This window comes from Chitinophaga sp. HK235, assembly GCF_018255755.1.
Taxonomy (GTDB): domain Bacteria; phylum Bacteroidota; class Bacteroidia; order Chitinophagales; family Chitinophagaceae; genus Chitinophaga.
Window position 1 is genome coordinate 5,718,468 of record NZ_CP073766.1, and the last position, 17,712, is coordinate 5,736,179.

General features: G+C 46.5%; 20 protein-coding genes. 14 read left to right on the forward strand and 6 right to left on the reverse strand.

All coding sequences use genetic code 11. The annotated features are described in order from the left end of the window. Nucleotides 1–6: 6 nt before the first annotated feature. Nucleotides 7–1,131, reverse strand: coding sequence for an acyltransferase family protein (locus KD145_RS21575; RefSeq protein WP_212001566.1), 1,125 nt, complete (start codon nt 1,129–1,131; stop codon nt 7–9). A gap of 294 nt (nt 1,132–1,425) precedes the next feature. Here KD145_RS21575 and KD145_RS21580 point away from each other — a divergent pair, with 294 nt between their 5' ends. Then, complete coding sequence (locus tag KD145_RS21580) at nt 1,426–2,043, forward strand: redoxin domain-containing protein (RefSeq protein WP_212001567.1); 618 nt, start codon at nt 1,426–1,428, stop codon at nt 2,041–2,043. Between the two features lie 252 nt (nt 2,044–2,295). Here the strand turns inward: KD145_RS21580 and KD145_RS21585 are convergent, their stop codons facing one another. From KD145_RS21585 to KD145_RS21595, 3 genes are all read right to left on the reverse strand, one after another. Next, a complete protein-coding gene (locus KD145_RS21585; RefSeq protein ID WP_212001568.1) occupies nt 2,296–3,180 on the reverse strand; it encodes an AraC family transcriptional regulator in 885 nt (294 codons plus the stop codon). 424 nt (nt 3,181–3,604) lie between these two features. Further along, entirely contained in the window at nt 3,605–4,048 is a 444-nt protein-coding gene (locus KD145_RS21590; RefSeq protein ID WP_212001569.1) for an ester cyclase, read from the reverse strand. Between the two features lie 57 nt (nt 4,049–4,105). After that, nucleotides 4,106–4,684, reverse strand: coding sequence for a Crp/Fnr family transcriptional regulator (locus tag KD145_RS21595; protein ID WP_212001570.1), 579 nt, complete (start codon nt 4,682–4,684; stop codon nt 4,106–4,108). A gap of 268 nt (nt 4,685–4,952) precedes the next feature. On the opposite strand from KD145_RS21595, the gene KD145_RS21600 reads away from it, so the two are divergent. The 6 genes from KD145_RS21600 (at nt 4,953) to KD145_RS21625 (ending at nt 10,205) form a co-directional block, all read left to right on the forward strand. Further along, nucleotides 4,953–5,642, forward strand: a complete 690-nt coding sequence (locus KD145_RS21600; protein WP_249219505.1) for a LuxR C-terminal-related transcriptional regulator — start codon at nt 4,953–4,955, stop codon at nt 5,640–5,642. Between the two features lie 141 nt (nt 5,643–5,783). Then, a complete protein-coding gene (gene tssD, locus KD145_RS21605) occupies nt 5,784–6,173 on the forward strand; it encodes a type VI secretion system tube protein TssD (RefSeq protein ID WP_212001571.1) in 390 nt (129 codons plus the stop codon). A gap of 246 nt (nt 6,174–6,419) precedes the next feature. Next, nucleotides 6,420–7,322: an AraC family transcriptional regulator gene (locus tag KD145_RS21610; protein ID WP_212001573.1), complete on the forward strand. Its 903-nt coding sequence runs from the start codon at nt 6,420–6,422 to the stop codon at nt 7,320–7,322. An 83-nt stretch (nt 7,323–7,405) separates the two neighbouring features. Next, nucleotides 7,406–7,858 (forward strand): SRPBCC domain-containing protein, encoded by a 453-nt coding sequence (locus KD145_RS21615; RefSeq protein WP_212001574.1) that lies wholly within the window; start codon nt 7,406–7,408, stop codon nt 7,856–7,858. 107 nt (nt 7,859–7,965) lie between these two features. Then, nucleotides 7,966–9,183, forward strand: a complete 1,218-nt coding sequence (locus KD145_RS21620) for an NAD(P)/FAD-dependent oxidoreductase (RefSeq protein ID WP_212001575.1) — start codon at nt 7,966–7,968, stop codon at nt 9,181–9,183. Nucleotides 9,184–9,218: 35 nt separating this feature from the next. After that, nucleotides 9,219–10,205, forward strand: coding sequence for a DUF2029 domain-containing protein (locus KD145_RS21625; RefSeq protein WP_212001576.1), 987 nt, complete (start codon nt 9,219–9,221; stop codon nt 10,203–10,205). Here KD145_RS21625 and KD145_RS21630 read toward each other — a convergent pair. Both KD145_RS21630 and KD145_RS21635 read right to left on the reverse strand, forming a co-directional pair. Continuing rightward, nucleotides 10,185–11,813, reverse strand: a complete 1,629-nt coding sequence (locus tag KD145_RS21630) for a sodium/sugar symporter (protein ID WP_212001577.1) — start codon at nt 11,811–11,813, stop codon at nt 10,185–10,187. The two genes, KD145_RS21625 and KD145_RS21630, sit on opposite strands and share 21 nt — an antisense overlap. A gap of 130 nt (nt 11,814–11,943) precedes the next feature. Continuing rightward, on the reverse strand, nt 11,944–12,834 hold the full coding sequence (locus tag KD145_RS21635) for an inositol oxygenase family protein (protein ID WP_212001578.1): 891 nt from the start codon (nt 12,832–12,834) through the stop codon (nt 11,944–11,946). 103 nt (nt 12,835–12,937) lie between these two features. Between KD145_RS21635 and KD145_RS21640 the strand changes: the two genes are divergently transcribed. The 7 genes from KD145_RS21640 (at nt 12,938) to KD145_RS21670 (ending at nt 17,641) form a co-directional block, all read left to right on the forward strand. Continuing rightward, a complete protein-coding gene (locus tag KD145_RS21640) occupies nt 12,938–13,951 on the forward strand; it encodes a LacI family DNA-binding transcriptional regulator (RefSeq protein ID WP_212001579.1) in 1,014 nt (337 codons plus the stop codon). A 102-nt stretch (nt 13,952–14,053) separates the two neighbouring features. Continuing rightward, entirely contained in the window at nt 14,054–14,515 is a 462-nt protein-coding gene (locus tag KD145_RS21645) for a hypothetical protein (RefSeq protein ID WP_212001580.1), read from the forward strand. Between the two features lies 1 nt (nt 14,516). Further along, nucleotides 14,517–14,951 carry a nucleotidyl transferase AbiEii/AbiGii toxin family protein gene (locus tag KD145_RS21650; RefSeq protein ID WP_212001581.1) on the forward strand — a complete coding sequence of 145 codons (435 nt, stop codon included), beginning with the start codon at nt 14,517–14,519 and terminating at the stop codon, nt 14,949–14,951. 85 nt (nt 14,952–15,036) lie between these two features. Beyond that, a complete protein-coding gene (locus KD145_RS21655) occupies nt 15,037–15,453 on the forward strand; it encodes a hypothetical protein (protein ID WP_212001582.1) in 417 nt (138 codons plus the stop codon). Further along, complete coding sequence (locus tag KD145_RS21660; RefSeq protein ID WP_212001583.1) at nt 15,450–16,019, forward strand: Crp/Fnr family transcriptional regulator; 570 nt, start codon at nt 15,450–15,452, stop codon at nt 16,017–16,019. Before KD145_RS21655 ends, KD145_RS21660 begins: the two co-directional genes overlap by 4 nt. Before the next feature lie 76 nt (nt 16,020–16,095). Beyond that, nucleotides 16,096–16,422, forward strand: coding sequence for a nuclear transport factor 2 family protein (locus KD145_RS21665; RefSeq protein WP_212001585.1), 327 nt, complete (start codon nt 16,096–16,098; stop codon nt 16,420–16,422). Between the two features lie 94 nt (nt 16,423–16,516). Further along, nucleotides 16,517–17,641, forward strand: coding sequence for a FecR family protein (locus KD145_RS21670; RefSeq protein ID WP_212001586.1), 1,125 nt, complete (start codon nt 16,517–16,519; stop codon nt 17,639–17,641). Nucleotides 17,642–17,712 lie beyond the last annotated feature (71 nt).

The window sequence follows — 17,712 nt, forward strand, 5'->3', positions numbered from 1 at the left end:
ATCAAGTTAGTAAAAAAATTCGGAAGGAGGCATGGGCACTTTCACCACCTTACCGGTGACCACCGGCGGTGTTCCGGGTTTTATACCAAAGAAAAAACGAGTCAGCACAAAAGGTTTGATGAGCAGATTAAATACAACGATCGCAATAAGGTAGGTGCTGAGCACCACGAAAATATATTCCATCACCATAGGGTATTCCCATTGCATAACATATCCCGAAATGAGCATGATCAGCGGTTGTTGCAGCATATAAAACGGATAGGCGAAGAGGTTGGCATATGGCCGTAGCGGATGTTCCAGGTCCAGATATTTTTTACCATAGCCGGTGAGCACAAACACCCAGAGCCCTGCGTGCAGCGGTTCCAGCATTATCTGCAGCCATCCCTGAGGATCAAAGTGGCGGAGGATGATGATGGTGATAATGGCGATCAGCAACAGGAGCAGCGAACAACGGCGATTGCGTTCCAGGCTGTCCATCAGCTGTGGCTGCAGCATGCAGCAAAATCCGGTCAGCAGCAACATCCACCAGTAAAGGAAACTGGTAGCATATCCTGGTAGCTGCAGGACGATGCTGGCAGCAAAAAGTCCGGCGATGGGGAGTAACAAGGCATATACCCGTCTGCCGGCAGCCAGTACCAGCAGCCGTTGCTGGGCTTTGCGGGCAGCAACGGTACGGGTCCAGTTCAGTAATGGAATCATCAGCACCATATAAATGGCCAGGCAAAAGATGACCCACAGGTGGTGCCAGTTTTCAGGCCGCAAAGCCATACGGACAGCTGTCGGATAAAACTGCCAGAAGCTTTTCTGGTTGCCGGTTTGGGTTTGTTCGAGATAAATCAGTGGTGGCAGTAACAACAGCATGCCGGTGATTAACGGAATCAGCAGCCGGCGTATCCACAACAAGACCATTTTCGTTTTATTACGTTTAAGTGCCATGTGCAGGGAAACGGCACCGGATATAAAGAAGAGTAATGGAATACAGCTGCTGTTGAGCATATAGTCTATTCTATCCGGTAGTGGTCCGGGGATGCCGGGGGTAAAAGGCCGGGCGGCAGTAAATAAAAAAACGCCCAGGATGGCCAATACCCGGAGCCAGTCCAGATAAGCCAGTCGGCAAGTATGGGTGTGCATCTGAAAATGATTTACACAAACCTACGTGCCGGCAGGTTGCCAGCAGGGCAGCTTTTGACCATCTGCAGAAATCCTTTGACGAAATGTAAAAATGTGAAAGAGGTCCGGGAAAGGTTCGGGGAAAAATAATCCGGTTACAATATCCTAAAAACCAGCTTTTTATAATTTTAATCACATATAGTCTATAGAATTAGTAGGATATTAGTTTTTTTGCTTTATCTTTGTTTCAGTATTCATCACGAGCGATAATATACCTGCAACGGCCATTTTATCAGCCATTAAAAACGAGCGAACATGTCTACTTTACATCGATATGCAGACTACCTGCCAGCACCAACACCAGAGCGTTTCCCCAGCCCTGTTAAAAACAGGGAACGTATCCAGCCACTGGCCGCAGGGCAGTTTTTTCCGGATTTTTATGTAGCAGAAGATAAAGTGATCAACAGGGCCTCTCTGCTGGGGGACCATGTTTCCGGTACTTCCCTGCACCTGCTCACTGCGCAGCCGTTGATCGTTGTATTTTATTCGGTTAACTGGAACGGCTATGGAGACGCACTGATTGCGCAGCTGGCAGAGAAACATGCGGCTATTGAAGCCGCAGGAGCGCGGTTGCTGGTATTGTCTGCAGAAGAGAAGAAACACTTTACGCAGTTTAATAAACAGCCGTTGCCTTTTGATATAGCCTGGGATGCACAACATCGCATCGCCCGTAAAGCCGGTATCTACCGGGAAACAGACCCTATCTGGGGCCGTGTAGCCGGTGTGAATGCCGACGTACCGATTCCGGGAGTATTCCTGATCACACCTTCACTTGAAATTACCTACAGCTTTACAGATGCTTATCTGCAGGAAGAATTCTCCATTGATCACCTGCTGGCTGCCGTGGAAAAAAAACTGGCTATTAGCGCTTGAGTCCCAGGGCTGAAGCCCTGGGCTAATATTGTGGACGAAACGCTTTGATTAAAATATTTGAGTTCCTTGATTATAGCCTATTTCAGCTTTGAAACCCGTAAGAATAGCATATTTAAACTAAAACCCTACTAATATATTTCAGCTGAAACCTATTATTACAACACATTTACCCACACATTATTTGCATATTTGATATCCAGGCTAAAAGCCTCGCTAGCGCCTATTATAGCCCAGGGCTTCAGCCCTGGGAACCTAAACGAAGGTTCGCGTGCCGGATGCGGTATAAGCCATACGGAACTCTTTGGGCGTACAATCTTTTTTCTTTTTGAAGATGCGATTGAAGTTGGAGATATTGTTAAACCCGCATTTATAAGCGATTTCATTGACCGTCTGTGTTGTTTCTATCAGCATGCGGGAGGCATGCCCCAGCCTGATTTCTATGAGTGTATCCACAAATGTTTTTCCGATTCTGGTTTTGAAAAAGCGGCTGAAAGCCACGTCTGTCATGGATGCCAGCTTAGCAGCTTCATGAAGGGAGATGTTTTTGTCGAAGTTGCTGTTGAGGTAAAGCATGACTTTCTCTACGCGGCGGCTGTTATAGGAAAATGTTTCCAGGTTCCGGAAGGTGGCATCGGAGAGGATGCGCATATTGCGGCTGGTAGACAGGTCGTGGAGGACAGACATTAATTCCAGTACAGAGTCGAAGCCTTGTTTTTGTGGCAGGTTGACCAGTCTGGGCATGATTTGCCGGGTGGTTTCTTCGGAAAAAAGGATGCCTCTCAGCGAGCGTTCAAACATGTTTTTAACGAAACTCATCTGGCTGCGTTGCAGGAACTTTTCATCAAACAGGTCGCGATGAAACTGGATGGTGATTTCCTTGATGGTGCCGCCTTTATGTTTATGGGTAAACCAGCCGTGTTGCAGATTGGGACCTACCAATACCAGTTCAATATTTTCAATGTCTTCCATATGGTCGCCGATGATACGCCGGGCGCCGGCAGCGTGCTGGATGAAGTTCAGTTCAAATTCATCATGATAGTGAAGCGGAAAGTCGAAGGCAGTTTTCTCCCGGGAAAAAAGGGAGAAGCAGTCACTTTGGGTCAATGGGGTGATCTCGCGTAATAACTTGCTTTTCATGTAAGCAGATTTTGGTTGATAGATAACGTGGAATCGGCTGATTTACTAACCCTTGTACAGATCGTAAGGATAAAAAAGCATTATTTTTTCTTGTTCCTGTAATAAAACGGGTTAGTGGAATTCAGTATATAATATTACTGATTATCGATGATTTTAACTACAGAAAATTATAAGGGAAGATTATCAAAGTATAATTAATAGATAAGAAAGTATTACATAGTTGTAGAAATAAAAATCACTTTTACAAAGTGACGATTTCCACGTTTATGTGCCGATAAGGGAAGACCGGTTGCATTTTATTTCCACTTAATCGTTTTATTACCTTGCCAACGGAATGTCTGTTTGTACGCAGGATTGGAGTTCCTGCGACAAACAGGCCCCCGTGCAGAGGATGCACTATTTTCCCGAGGGCCTTTTCAAAACGTTAGTGGGCAACAGGTTTAACCTGGCAGCCTGTAATAGTCGTGCTGCTGAGCTGTCGTTCGAGGGTATTGCCATCAATCAGTGCCCGGTGTTCGAGGATAAGACCATCTTTCAGGAGAAAGGAACGATAGCCGTGAGTGGTGGCAGTGATGCCTGTTGCAGGAATACCTCGCCACAAGCCAATATGTTTCATGTGCATGGAGATGCGGACCATGCACTTGTCTGGTTCGGCGAGGTGTTCCTCAATGATCGTCTGTGGTTGAAAGGACTGATGTGTGAGGGAAACCCATTCTTTCAATCCATTGGCATCTGGTGACAGCCCTTCGGGCAGGGAAAAATCCTTAAAGTCCGGATGCAGGAATATAGATAAGTTGCTGGTGTTACCTTCATTCCATACTTCCGCAATGAAGCGGGCGATCAGTTTTTTTTGTGTAGTCAGTTCCATAGTATTGGCTTTTAAACAAAGGTACCAGCATGGAACAGATGGTAATTGTGTCAAACGTCACAAAACGCGGCGACGGATACGGCTAAGGGTTTCCCGGGAGATACCGATATAGGAACTTAGTTGTGTAATAGATACACGTTGTATCAATTGAGGCTGGTGCTGCAGGATGTATTCGTAACGTTCTTCAGGGTTTAGCACTTTTAACCAGTCGGCATGGGCTTCGCTGATGATGGCCAGTTGTTCGAGTTGTGCTGTGCCATAAGCGGCTATGGCTGGTGATTGCTGATACAGTGCTGTCAGTTCTTCTTTGCGCCAGCGCAATAAGGTGGTGGCTTCTATTGCCTGCAGATGATAGAGGGATGGTTCGTTGTTACGCAGACTTTTCATGTTGGCGATAAATGCCTGTTCGAAGAAAAAAACGGTATTGATTTCTTTATTGTTATTATCGTAAAACGCGCGGCAGGCACCCTTTTCCACCAGCCATATATGTTGGCAGGTTTGGCCTTCTGTTAATATATAGTCACCTTGTTTGACCAATTGTGTTTGTGCCGCATTAAATAACATTTCTTTTGAAATGCTGTCCAGTTGGGCGTTTTGAAGGATGGATGCTTCAAAAGTGATAGCTGTTTTTTTCATGTATGATGTTATCGGGATTTTAAAAATACTCACTACTAGGTATTTTAACAATCATTCCCTTCACTTACCTTTGTTGGTACGAGAAATTTACAGACCAATACTGTCACACGAAGTTAATACTGTCACAGATCATCATATTTTTACCCCCAAAAAAGGGTCATCTTCCTCGTGAAGAGGACCCTTATCTGTTTTTTATATACATTTGCTGCAGAGAGAGCATCAAAAATCAACCACACTGATTATTTCCTATACACTATTATAGCAGGACATGAGTACGTATACCGTATTATCCGAGGCGACCAGTCTTGAAGACAAGCTGAAAGCCCTGCAGGCAATAGAGCGTGAATTGCCGGCAGTATTTATTGTTATGAACGTGGAGAAGGATTACGTGGAATATATGTCAGAGAACGGGCGGCGACAGCTGGACGTTTCGATGGAAACGTTGCAGGCCATGGGGCATAACTATTACGACACTTATTTTAGTCCTCACGATGTGGCTGACTATCTGCCTAAGATCACCGCCATGCTGACTGCTCCGGCTGAGAAGGACGCAGCAGTAACCTTTTTTCAGCAGGTGAGGCTGGCCCGTCACCTCGACTGGTCCTGGCACCTGGGCACTACCCGTGTATTTATGCGCAATGCAAGAGGAATACCTACCCATGTGATCACCTGCGCCATCCCCATCGATCCACTGCATCATGTTACCAGTAAAGTAAACCGGCTGCTGGAAGAAAACAATTTCCTGCGGAGAAATCAGCATATTTTTGCTGCACTTACAAAACGGGAAAAGGAAATCCTCCGCTTGATGGCATTGGGTTTCAGCGCAGGGGAAATAGCAGAAAAAGTGCATATCTCAGAAAAAACAGCCGTTACCCATCGCCGGAATATTAAAAGTAAGATAGGGGCCCAGTCGGGTTACGACCTGACCAGTTTTGCACAGGCTTTTGACCTCATCTGATCAGAATATATTTTACCCGGAATTCCTAAAAAATTAAAGGAAAGAATGCTGTCTGTATAAGGATAAATCGTATTTTCAGGCTGTATACCATATTTTTTCCTGTCTGCCTGTTTTGCAGCGGACTTGTTAACCGGATTATTTATGTCTTTTAAAGCAGTTCTCAACATCGACGGAGAAGAAATGAACATCCTGGAGTGCGACTTTTCATTCAGTCAGCAAACAGACCACAATGGAAAGCCTGCAGCCCGCCCCAAAGGAGGTGTTATCAACCTGGTAATAGAATCTGCCGGCGAAACCCATCTCTTTGACTGGATGGTCTCCAATACCCAAACAAAAAACGGCAGCATCATTTTTTTCCGCCGCGACTCTATGTCCAGGCTGAAAGAACTGAAGTTTACCGACGCCTTTTGTGTAGGGTATACCGAACAGTTCAATGCCTCCAATGAACAGCCTTTGCAGATCCAGTTGTCCCTTTCTGCCCGTGAACTGAAACTGAACAATTCAGTTTATCAGAACCCCTGGGCACACTGATCCTGTAAAAGCACCAGGACTTTTCCGTAACAGAAGAACGCCAACATGATGGAGTACATAGCCCCTTCCGTTTTGTTTGCGTTCTTCAGGGGCCTTATGCGCTCCGATGAAACAGCGGCCAACGCATATGGTTGCGCCGGTTAGCAAAGCACTGCCACCTCTCCCCTTCCCCCCGCTCTCCCCTTCCGGTAAGCAAAAAATGTATGTACCTTTAGGAAACTGCAGCCCTGCTGCTGTCTGCTAAAAATGGAAGAAAAAAAAGTTATAACCTATCCTAACGGGAACATCAGTATGACGACCTGGACCTGCGATGGTATCCTCATCGGACATGGTCTGTCTTCATTCAGGGAATTGTTTACCTACCCCGCCCATAGTGACAATGATGTGGTGAGACTACACTTTGGTCTCAGAGGTGATTATCTCTTTACTTACCAGCAACTGGGACGAACATTTGATCTGGTAGGTGGCCATCACAATATCATGTACTCCCATCCCTTTGATATGGTGGTACAGAATAAAACCCTGGAAATAGAGACTTTCGGAGTACAGTTTCCAAGGGAGACATTCCTCAGCTTCACCCAACATGCAAGCGACCAGTTGAAGCGTTTTGCGGAATGTATTGTGCTGGGTAAGCCCGTTCTGTTTTCCGATACCTGGGGTGCCGTAGATACACAGATAGAGCAGGTTATTTTCCAGGTTATGCATAGTAAGTATGCCGGTGATTTTCAGCGGCTGTTTCTGTTGTCCAAAGCGCTGGAGCTGTTGGTACTATCTGCCGAATCCTGCAATATGGCTGCCAGTAAAGCAAATCCATTTCTCAAAAATAAACAGGACACGGAAAAAATCATCGCTGTTCGGGACCTGATCAATACCCGGCTGGATTCCCCGCCCAGCCTTACTGAGATCGCCAAGACAGTTGGATTAAATGAATACAAACTAAAGCGGGGCTTCAAGGAAAAGTTCAATAATACAGTGTTTGGGTATCTGGCAGACCAACGGTTACAACTGGCCCATCAATACCTGCGGGATACGGGCAAAACAGCCGCTGAGATAGCTGCCGAGCTGGGATATGCTACCCCACAGCATTTCAACAACGCCTTTAAAAAGAAATTCGGCATCACTCCGTTTTCGGTTAGAAATAATCCGTAATGTGCAATGCTCCTGATATCCGGCATTCTACTTTTGTGGGACTACTACAATGAAAAAGAACTGTCTACCTAAAAAATAATTATATGAGTCAAGGATTCTTCGTAAGAAATGATATTACTATCGACGCCCCTGCTGATGTAGTATGGGACACATTAGTGAACCCGGAAAAAACCAAACAGTATATGTATGGTTGTGAAACAGTATCCGACTGGAAAAAAGGCAGTGAATTGCTGTGGACCATGATACATGAAGGTAAGGAGCTGGTAGCTGTAAAAGGTGTAATCGAAGAGATCATCCCCAACGAGCTGCTGGTATATACCACCATCGATCCCAATTCCAACATTGACGATACTTCTGAAAACTACCTGAAAGTGACTTACCGGTTGTCGAATAAGGATGGCCAGACGTTGTTGGAGGTAAGCCAGGGAGATTACACTACAGTGGCTGAAGGCGACAGAAGATACAAAGAAGCGATGGAGGCCGGTGGGTGGGCTTCTATCCTGACAGAGATCAAAAAAGTGGCTGAAGCCAATTAAATAACCGGTAAAAAACCGGTTTTCACCGGTTCCCGGCCTTTGTTTACCTAACGCCGGTTGACCGGCTGGGAGTTGTGTCGCAATTTTGGGGTATAAACCTCTGTTTTATGACACAGCTCCCAACAACTTTCCATGTACTTATTGCCGGTGGCGGTATCAGTGGCCTGGCGCTGGCGCTCTTCCTGAAAAAGGCAGGCGTGTCCTGCAGTGTTTATGAAGCATATACTTACAAGGCTTCTGCCGGTGGCGGGTTTAATATCGCTCCCAACGGTATGAATGTGCTGAATGCCCTGGGACTGGCACAAAAAGTAATTGATGCAGGCGCGGTGGCTGAAGAGTTTTGTATGCGTAATGGCAAAGGCAAAATGATAGGCCATATACAAAATGGTTCTCCGGAAAAATACGGACAACCAGGTGTAAGCCTTTCCCGTGCTGCATTATATGATATTCTGCTGGAAGAACTCAATACACAGGGACTGAAAGTACAATACGAAAAAAGACTTTGTGATATCCGTCAGGACGAACTGGGTGTTACTGCTGTATTTACAGACGGTTCCCAGGCAGTAGGTGATGTGCTGATTGGCGCAGATGGCGTACACTCTGCTACCCGCCAGCTTCTTTTCCCGGAGGGACCAGCTCCGGCTTTTACAGGCATGAAAAATTACGGCGGCTTCACTCCTCTTTCTGCCGTGCCGGAATTAACAGCCCGCGAAATCAACAGCCTCAACTTCACTTTCGGTAACAACGGATTTTTCGGCTATTGCGCAGCCGGTAATGACATGGCCATGTGGTGGTCCAACCTCCCTTCTGATGAACCCTTTACCAAAGCCGAACTTGAATCTACTACACTGGAAGATGTCAAAACCACTATGCTGGAACGATACAGCGATTACCATGCTCCGGTAGCCGCGCTGATTGCTAATACCGAAAAGGTACTGAAGATAAACGTGTCAGATATCGCCTCCCTTCCCTCCTGGCATAAAGACCGGGTATTGCTGATCGGTGATGCGGCACATGCCGTAAGCCCTAATGCCGGTCAGGGAGCTTCCATGGCGCTGGAAGATGCCATGTTCCTGGCGATGCTGCTGCGTGACGCCGGCGTGGGTTCCTATGCAGCCGCCTTCCGTAAATTTGAAAAAGACCGTAAACCGAGGGTAGAAAAGATTGTGGCAGAAGGAAGAAGAAGAGGTGCCACAAAAACCATCCTTAAACCCTGGCAGGCTAAAATCCGGGAATGGCTGATGGCTGTACTGATACCGCTGTTTGCAGCCAAAAATGCAGACTGGCTATATAGATACCGGCTCGACTGGCAGATGAAATTCTAATGGAAGTATCTATCTTGCCGGCATAAGTACTATCTATGCCAACCCATAATTCAAATTTTAAAGTCCCTGCGATTATTGCTATACCTCTGCTCTTTGGCCTGTCCCTGCGTTTTATATTCGGCTTGAATAGTGTAGAAGCTATCTATTCTGTAATGGGATTGTCCTTCCTTTTCCTGGTCCCTTTTGGGATAGGTGCACTCACTATTTACCTGTCTTCCAAAGAAAATGCGTCCCGCAGAGCATACCGTGTTTTTATGCCTTGGGCACCTATTGGCGCTTTTTTTCTATTGACCCTTCTTTTAGGGTGGGAAGGATGGGCATGCTGGCTGATGGTGCTGCCTTTGTTTCTGCTGGCTGCCTCACTGGGAGGTAAAGTGGCAGCGCGGTATAAGTTAAGAGACCGGAACAGGGAGCGGATATATGTATCACTCATCGCATTACTGCCATTGGTCGTTTCTCCGGCAGAACAACTGATCAAAAAGATTCCCGGACAATACAGAGCGTATACATACATTGATATTCATGCCAGCAAGGAAAATATCTGGAAAAATGTAACCCGTGTGAGTGAAATAGCGGAGAAACAGGATAAAGGCTGGTTTACCCGTATGCTTGGTTTCCCCCGCCCTATCAGGGCCGAGCTGAATTATGAAGGTGTAGGCGCTTACCGCAAAGCTATTTTTGATAAGGGGCTGATATTTGACGAAACGGTTACTGCGTATAACCATCAGCGTAGTATGAGTTTTACCATAAAAGCAGATCCCTACAATATCCCTTCTACTACCATGGATGAACATGTAGTGATCGGAGGAAAATACTTTGATGTGCTGGATGGTACCTATGAGCTGCAACCCTTGTCCGACGGAAATTTCCGGCTGCATCTCTATAGCCATTTTGAACTGAATACCACCTTTAATTTTTATGCCAGCTGGTGGGCATCCTGGATTATGAAGGATATACAAAACAATATCCTGCAGGTGATCCGGCAGCGGGCGGAATCAAACTCACCAGAACACGGTATATAAGGCCGTCAGAATACCCACGATGATCACTGAGCCCACGACAAAACCCGGTTTGGTGCGGAACATGGACTTGTCTATTTCGATAGTCTGAGCTCCTGCGTCAGCGGGCCTTATGATGCTGATCACCATCATGATCAGCACAATCAATACAAAAGTGATAGACATACGGTCGAGGAATGGATAGTCCGGAAAAGCGCCATGGGTCCATACTGGCAGGAATTTGAGTACTGTTGATATGGGGATGGTGAGCAGAGCACCGGTGAGTGCCGCACCGGCTGTTGTTCTTTTCCAGAAAAAGCCGAGCAGGAATATGGCCAATACGCCGGGAGAGATAAACCCGACATATTCCTGAATGAACTGATAGGCCTGGTCGAGTGATCGTAGCGAAGGTGTGACAATGGCAGCCAGTAGCATGGCGATGATAACAGCCCAGCGTCCTACGTTAACCAATTGTTTTTCGCTGGCGGCAGGCTGAAAGAATTTTTTGTAGATGTCCAGTGAGAAGATGGTGGAGATGCTGTTGGCTTTTCCTGCCAAAGAGGCCACGATGGCTGCCGTAAGTGCGGCGAAGGCCACTCCTTTGAGGCCGGGCGGCAACAGGTTCATCAGAGTGGGATACGCGTGATCCGGTTTGATGACACCGGTCGCATCGGTCATCTCCTGCTGAAACATACCGTTCTTGTGCAGTACAAACATTACAATACCCGGCAGTACGGCAATCACGGGTACCAGTAGTTTCAGGAAAGCGGCAAACAATATCCCTTTGCGCGCCGTCTGTAAATTGGCTCCCAGTGCGCGTTGTGTGATATACTGATTACATCCCCAATAAGCGAGATTGTTGATCCACATACCGCCGATCAGTACAGATAAGCCCGGCAGATCTTTATAATACGGATGATCACTGCTGAAGATCATATGAAAATGTGAAGGCGCTTCTTTTCGCAGTACAGATAAGCCTTGCAGGATATGGCCTCCATAACCGAATTTCTCTGATAGTAAGGAGAGCGCAAGATAGGTGGTGACGAGGCCGCCGATGATCAGCACAGCTACCTGTACTACATCAGTGTAGCCGATCACTTTCATGCCACCGAGTGTAACGATAACTGCGAAAATACAGAGACCTGCAATACACCATTCAAAAGGGATGGCAGAGATGGAAGCGATAGCCAACGCACCCAGGTAGATGATGGAGGTGAGGTTGACGAACACATATACCAGCAGCCAGAATACAGCCATGACAGTACTGACTTTGTCATTATACCTTTTGGCCAGAAACTGTGGCATGGTATATATCTTATTCTTCAGGTACAGTGGTATAAAAAATACAGCCACGATGATCAGGGTAGCAGCGGCCATCCATTCATAGGTGGAGATGGCGAGGCCCAGTGCAAACCCGGAGCCGGACATGCCGATGAAGTGTTCTGCGGAGATATTGGAAGCTATTAGTGAGGCGCCGATAGCCCACCAGGTCAGCGATCCTTCGGCCAGAAAAAAATCACGGGAACTGGTGGCAGCTGTTTTTTTTCTGCGGTAGACGTAATAGCCGTAAGAGGCAATGGCAAGGAAGTAGATAAAGAAAACGATGTAGTCAGCCTGATGCAGCTTGTTCATGCGGTGGAAGTGTAAGTTGGATAAGGTGTGGAATTGCTGTGGTTGATAAGATACACTGAATTTCGCAATCCCCCAAAGGGGGACGCTCATTTTCAGTGCAGGATAATATGTGGACGGTTTTTCAGAATTATCAGAACTTTAAAGTAGCCGGCAGGTATCTGGCCACCAGGTCTTCGTAATAAGGCCGAAGCTTGTTCCAGTCTGGTGGCACCGGGTTTTTGGAATAGAGGTCATATGGATTGAAGAGCTTCACCCATTTGAGCATTTCGCGGTCATGATCATCGAGCAGATAATCGTAGGCGCCTTCCCGGTGCCAGGCATAGAATGAGTGGTAGCGCAGCATGTATAGTCCTGATTCCGGCAGATGGTCTTTCATCATCTGGTATACGTATTCATCATGTCCCCAGGACATATGGACGTTGCGCAGGCCACAGCCTTGCTGATAGATGCCGGTGCCTTCCTGATAGGCTTTGTTTTGATAGTCAGGATTATTCCGGAAAAACTCCGGGTAAACAACTTTGCCGGAGTAAGGACAGCCAACGGGGAAGGTATCTCCCACTACGGCCCATTGCGGTTCTCCGAAGAGACACAATACTTTGCCCATATCGTGCATGAGGCCAGTGAGCACCATCCAGTCGGGATGGCCGTCGTTTCTGATGGCTTCGGATGTTTGCAGCAGGTGCTGGAACTGGTCCAGGTCTGTGTCCGGGTCTGAATCGTCTACCAGCTGGTTCAGGAACTGAAAGGCTTCCCATACCGGCATTTCTTTCTTATCAAACCGGAGGAAGTTATTTCTTTTCTCTATTACAAAATCGTAGGTCTGGTAAGTATGATTGAGCCGGTAAAATTCGCGGACAGTATCTCTTTCAGGCGTATCGTAGTTGCGGTATTCATCAACGGATTTTGATGTGGCAATACTCTCAGGTGTGGGGTAACGTTCCAGTACGGCATCTTCCCATTGATCAAGGCTTGTTAAAGGATTCCGTTCTTGTTCATTGAAGGATGGCTGTTTGTTATCCATGGCAGGCTGTTTTATGACTGATTTAAATTTCGGCTATTTGAAAGGATTATTCATTTAAACCGGGGGTTTTATTTACGAAACCGGTTTCGTAGATTTATTGACCATGAAGAATGTCAACATCAGGGAGCTGGCGCGGGAATTGAATCTTTCACCGTCTACTGTTTCCAAGGCGTTACGCGACAGTTATGAGATCAGTGCAGCCACCAAGGAACGGATAAGGGCATTGGCAGAAAAGCTGAATTATATTCCCAATGCATATGCCGGCAGTTTAAGAGGCCGTAAGAGCAAAAATATCGCAGTGGTGCTGCCTGAGGTAGCAGACAGTTTCTTTTCGATTGCTATTAATGGAATAGAGGCTGCTGTGAAGCCGAAAGGGTATCATGTGATTATTTACCTTACGCATGAGAGTTATGCCGGAGAAGCGGCTATATTGAAGGATTTTCAAAGTGGCCGTGTGGACGGGGTACTGTTATCGGTATCCAGGGAAACCACCACTGCTGCGCATGTGCAGGAACTACTGGAAAAAGAAGTGCCGGTTGTGTTTTTCGACCGGGTCCTGGAAGCAGTGCCGGTACCCAAAATAGTGACCGATGATTTTCAAAGCGCCTATAAGGCTACCACCCACCTGATTGAACAGGGCTGCCGTAGCATTGCCTATCTGGGACTTTCTGAAAGCCTTTCTATCTGCAACCGCCGCCGGGAAGGCTGTGAACAGGCGCTGAAAGACCACTCCCTGCCCTGCCTAAAGCGAAACATGATCACCTGCTCTGCCGACGCTGCGCAGAATTTCCGGATGGTGAAAAAACTGCTGCAGCATCCTAAAAGACCCGATGGTATCATCGCCTCCGTGGAAAAACTGACCGCCACCGTGTATCAGGTCTGCCAGCAGCTGGCCCTTCATATGCCGGAAGACATAAGACTGGTTTGTTTTTCCAATCTGGAGATCGCTACTATCCTTCAGCCTTCTCTGAGTACCGTAACGCAACCCGCTTTTGATATGGGTAAGGCCGCTGCAGAAACACTGGTGAAGTGGCTGGAAAAGAGAACACTAACGTCGAAGGATGTACGTATTGTGATTCCTTCGGAACTGATGGTGAGAGGATCGAGTGGGAAGTGAATTTTGAGTATGAATATTATTTTGATATTTATATTTAATTTATTGATATATAATATTTTGTAATCATTTTTTAATGTAAGCAAATTTGCTTATATTTGATAGGTGAGAGAAGATTTATTCATATTAAAGGGGGTACATCCAGGATTTGTACTGGAAATGGAGCTTAAAAACAGAAAGCTCGCCAAGAGGCCTTTTGCCTTATCTATAAATGAGCATCCTCAAACATTGGGTGCCATTACTAAGGGTAAGCGGAGTATGAATACTGCTCTGGCTCTGAAAATAGAGCATGCTTTAGGTTTGGAAGAAGGCTATTTTATGATTTTACAGGTGTATTATGAGATAAAAGAAGAGAAACGTAAACAGCTGGCCAGTGAGCATCCTGATCTCTCTAAACTTAGACCTGTGTTATTTTGGGAAACTAATATCGCCACAATTGATTGGCAACAACAAAAAAGAGCCGTTATTCAACGTGTTTTTGAACGTGGGAATGAAGTTGAGAAAAATGAAATAATCCGCTTCTATGGAAAGGAAGTAGTAGATCAGTTTTTGAAAAATAAACACTAAAATGTCTCATCAACTATATTGGAATACTGTTAACCCAATGCTGAAAGCTATTTTGAAGCAGCTAATGGCATGTGAGATTTTTAACTCATTCAGACTGGTGGGAGGAACCTCGTTGAGCTTACAAATTGGGCACAGGATCTCTGTTGATATAGATTTATTTACTGACAGTGAATATGCTTCTGTTGATTTTGCCGGTATTGATACATATCTGAGAAATTCGTTTTCATATATAACAGATCCGGTAACAGACATTATAGGAATGGGAAAGTCTTATTTTGTTGGCAAAAGTGAACAGGAGGCTGTTAAACTTGATCTTTATTATACAGATTCATTCATACAACCGGTGAAAATGGTTGACCATATTAGAATGGCGACTATAGATGAAATTGTGGCAATGAAAATGGAGGTAGTGCAAAGATTTTACTGTAGCAGATGAAGACTTTGATTCAGTTTGTTTAAAAGGTAAACACTGGGAACTAATTAAATATGAGATTATCCATTTTTTGACCTGACACATTTTTATGCAAAGAGATTATATCGTAGAAATATTTGAAGAGCTGGGGAAGATACTGGCGGCCGTAGTGTTTTTGAAGAAAACCCAGCCGGACAAAGCGCTGGACCAGATTAATGCCGCTTTTAAAGGCACAAAATTCGGTGACCGCAATACTTTTGACAGCCTGAGCTCCGAGGCGTTCCCGGATTTCCTGGAGCAATGGCAAATGGGTTATGAAACAGCAGAAGTGATCATTGACCTGCTGTTGGAGGAAGTTGAGATCCGGCTGGCAATGGGAGATGTGAAGCCGTTGCCGGCGTTGCTGGAAAAGGCCCGTCTGTTAATGGATTATGCTGTACAAAAGGAAACAGCTTTAAAAGTCTTCTCTCTTAAACATGATCAGCAGTCAGCAAGACTAAAAGATCTCAGCGGAAAAATAATATGAAAAACCTGTTAGCCTATATCCATTCCCTGACAACATTTTCGGAGCAGAACTGGGAACATCTCCTGCCAGCACTGACAGTAGCGCAATACCGGAAAGGTGACTATCTGCTGAAGGCGGGGCAGGTATGTGATGCCCTCTTTTTTATCAGCCGTGGTTATTGCAGGGCTTATTATGACAAGGATGGTGTGGATATCAATACTGATTTCTTTTTTGAAGATGAGATTGCTACCAATATCAACAGCTATGGCCGGCGGGAGCAGTCAGCTTTTGCAATTCAGGCTTGTGAAGATACGGAAGTGGTGCGTTTTGACCGGGAGCTCCTGCTAGCGGCTGCCGCCAAAGATCCACAGATTGAAACCCTGGGCCGGCTGTGTTTGCAGCGTATAGCCGCCAAACAGGAAAAACATACAGCCCTTTTCAAACTGATGTCGGCGCAGGAGCGCTATGCCTACCTGGAAGAACACTATCCGGAGATGTTGCAACGGGTGTCGCTGAGTCAGTTATCATCTTTCCTGGGCATAGCCCGGGAAACGTTGAGCCGTATCCGTGCCCGGCGTTCGTCCTGAGTTTTGTGACGATCGTCACAGGACAGATTCCTTCCGGCAAACTACCTTTACGCTTTGATTACTAAAAAACAAAGCGATGACATCTGCAGGAATAACCGTTGAACAATTTATTACAGCCCTGAACCAGGAAGATATGACAGCAGCCGGTGCTTTACTGGCCCCGGATTTTAAATTTGTGGGCGTGTTGGGTACCCGCGACGGCGCGGCCGTTTATATGGAAGACATGGGCCGTATGAAAATTAAGTATAATATTCACAAATTGTTTGAAGACGGAAACGACGTTTGTGTGCTCTGTGATTATATCATGGGCGGAGTTACTGTGTTTGGCAGCAGTTGGTACCAGTTGACCGATGGCAGGATCAGCTCACTCAGGGCTGTTTTTGATCCCCGGCCGTTGTTATAATAATATTTCCGGCACGGCTCTAAGGGCCGTGCCCTAAAAAAATTTTCTTGTAGCCGTAGGGTACCTCTCCAATTTGGGTACTATTTAACAGGCTATGGATAAAAATACCTTTCAAGAACTCGTCAACCGATATCTGGACGGCTCTGCCACTACCGCAGAGAAAGCACTGGTAGACCGCTACTGCGAACACCTGGAGACTTCCGGTGATACCGGGCTGAAACCGGAGCAGGAAGCGTATTTGCAAAGTGCGATGTATGCCCGTATCCTGCAAGGGATACAAGCACCCCGGAAACGGACTTTCCGCTGGGCCTATGCCGCAGCGGCATCTGTGCTGGTATTGGTGACAGCAGGCACTTTCCTCTATACGCGGCATAGTACACCACCTGCCCGGATGGCACAGACCTCTGTTTACCATAACGATCTGCAACCCGGCAGCAACAAAGCCACCCTTACACTGGCCAACGGCACTTCCATCGTGTTGGATGAAGAAACGACCGACACACTGGCCCTTCAGGGCAATAGCAGAATCGCAAAACCCGGTGGCGGCCAGCTGGTATATGAAGCAGCAGCCGGCGCGCAACCTGTTGTATATAATACTTTGTCTACTCCGGCCGGAGGGCAGTTCAAGCTGATATTGCCGGACGGCAGCAAAGTATGGCTCAACGCCTCCTCCACCATTACCTTCCCTACTGCCTTTACCGGCAAAGACCGCAGCGTGGAGCTGAAAGGAGAAGCCTTCCTGGAAATCAATAAAGACGCACAGAAACCTTTTAAGGTAAAGGTGCGGGATATGGAAGTAACAGTCCTGGGTACCCAGTTTAATATCAATGCCTATAATGATGAAACCAGCATCAGCACGACGCTGCTGGAAGGCGCCGTCAGCGTGAACCGCGGCGAACGCGTTTGTATGCTGAAACCCGGACAGCAGGCCCAATTGCTGACCAGCGGGGAGTTCTCCCTGTTAAACAATGTGGATACCGATGGTATCACCGCCTGGAAAAATGGACAATTCTCTTTCAACGATGCAGATATAACCACCGTCATGCGCCAGGTAGCCCGTTGGTATGGGGCTGAAGTGATCTATGAGGGAAAAATCAATCACCACTTCATGGGGACTATCCCCCGTGATGTGCCCGTTTCCAGATTGCTGAAAATGCTGGAGCTGACAGGCAGGGTATCGTTTACTGTAGATGGAAACAAAATTTTCGTAAGACCTTAAATCAAAAACCAATCAAAAACCAATCAATACCAGTAAAAAAAATGCCGACATCTACCCATAAAAAATCCCGG

Excerpts from the sequence above, each read along its gene's own strand:
- KD145_RS21575 (WP_212001566.1), bottom strand. The coding sequence starts at position 1,131 with ATGCACACCCATACTTGCCGACTGGCTTATCTGGACTGGCTCCGGGTA.
- KD145_RS21580 (WP_212001567.1), top strand. The coding sequence starts at position 1,426 with ATGTCTACTTTACATCGATATGCAGACTACCTGCCAGCACCAACACCA.
- KD145_RS21585 (WP_212001568.1), bottom strand. The coding sequence starts at position 3,180 with ATGAAAAGCAAGTTATTACGCGAGATCACCCCATTGACCCAAAGTGAC.
- KD145_RS21590 (WP_212001569.1), bottom strand. The coding sequence starts at position 4,048 with ATGGAACTGACTACACAAAAAAAACTGATCGCCCGCTTCATTGCGGAA.
- KD145_RS21595 (WP_212001570.1), bottom strand. The coding sequence starts at position 4,684 with ATGAAAAAAACAGCTATCACTTTTGAAGCATCCATCCTTCAAAACGCC.
- KD145_RS21600 (WP_249219505.1), top strand. The coding sequence starts at position 4,953 with ATGAGTACGTATACCGTATTATCCGAGGCGACCAGTCTTGAAGACAAG.
- tssD (WP_212001571.1), top strand. The coding sequence starts at position 5,784 with ATGTCTTTTAAAGCAGTTCTCAACATCGACGGAGAAGAAATGAACATC.
- KD145_RS21610 (WP_212001573.1), top strand. The coding sequence starts at position 6,420 with ATGGAAGAAAAAAAAGTTATAACCTATCCTAACGGGAACATCAGTATG.
- KD145_RS21615 (WP_212001574.1), top strand. The coding sequence starts at position 7,406 with ATGAGTCAAGGATTCTTCGTAAGAAATGATATTACTATCGACGCCCCT.
- KD145_RS21620 (WP_212001575.1), top strand. The coding sequence starts at position 7,966 with ATGACACAGCTCCCAACAACTTTCCATGTACTTATTGCCGGTGGCGGT.
- KD145_RS21625 (WP_212001576.1), top strand. The coding sequence starts at position 9,219 with ATGCCAACCCATAATTCAAATTTTAAAGTCCCTGCGATTATTGCTATA.
- KD145_RS21630 (WP_212001577.1), bottom strand. The coding sequence starts at position 11,813 with ATGAACAAGCTGCATCAGGCTGACTACATCGTTTTCTTTATCTACTTC.
- KD145_RS21635 (WP_212001578.1), bottom strand. The coding sequence starts at position 12,834 with ATGGATAACAAACAGCCATCCTTCAATGAACAAGAACGGAATCCTTTA.
- KD145_RS21640 (WP_212001579.1), top strand. The coding sequence starts at position 12,938 with ATGAAGAATGTCAACATCAGGGAGCTGGCGCGGGAATTGAATCTTTCA.
- KD145_RS21650 (WP_212001581.1), top strand. The coding sequence starts at position 14,517 with ATGTCTCATCAACTATATTGGAATACTGTTAACCCAATGCTGAAAGCT.
- KD145_RS21655 (WP_212001582.1), top strand. The coding sequence starts at position 15,037 with ATGCAAAGAGATTATATCGTAGAAATATTTGAAGAGCTGGGGAAGATA.
- KD145_RS21660 (WP_212001583.1), top strand. The coding sequence starts at position 15,450 with ATGAAAAACCTGTTAGCCTATATCCATTCCCTGACAACATTTTCGGAG.
- KD145_RS21665 (WP_212001585.1), top strand. The coding sequence starts at position 16,096 with ATGACATCTGCAGGAATAACCGTTGAACAATTTATTACAGCCCTGAAC.
- KD145_RS21670 (WP_212001586.1), top strand. The coding sequence starts at position 16,517 with ATGGATAAAAATACCTTTCAAGAACTCGTCAACCGATATCTGGACGGC.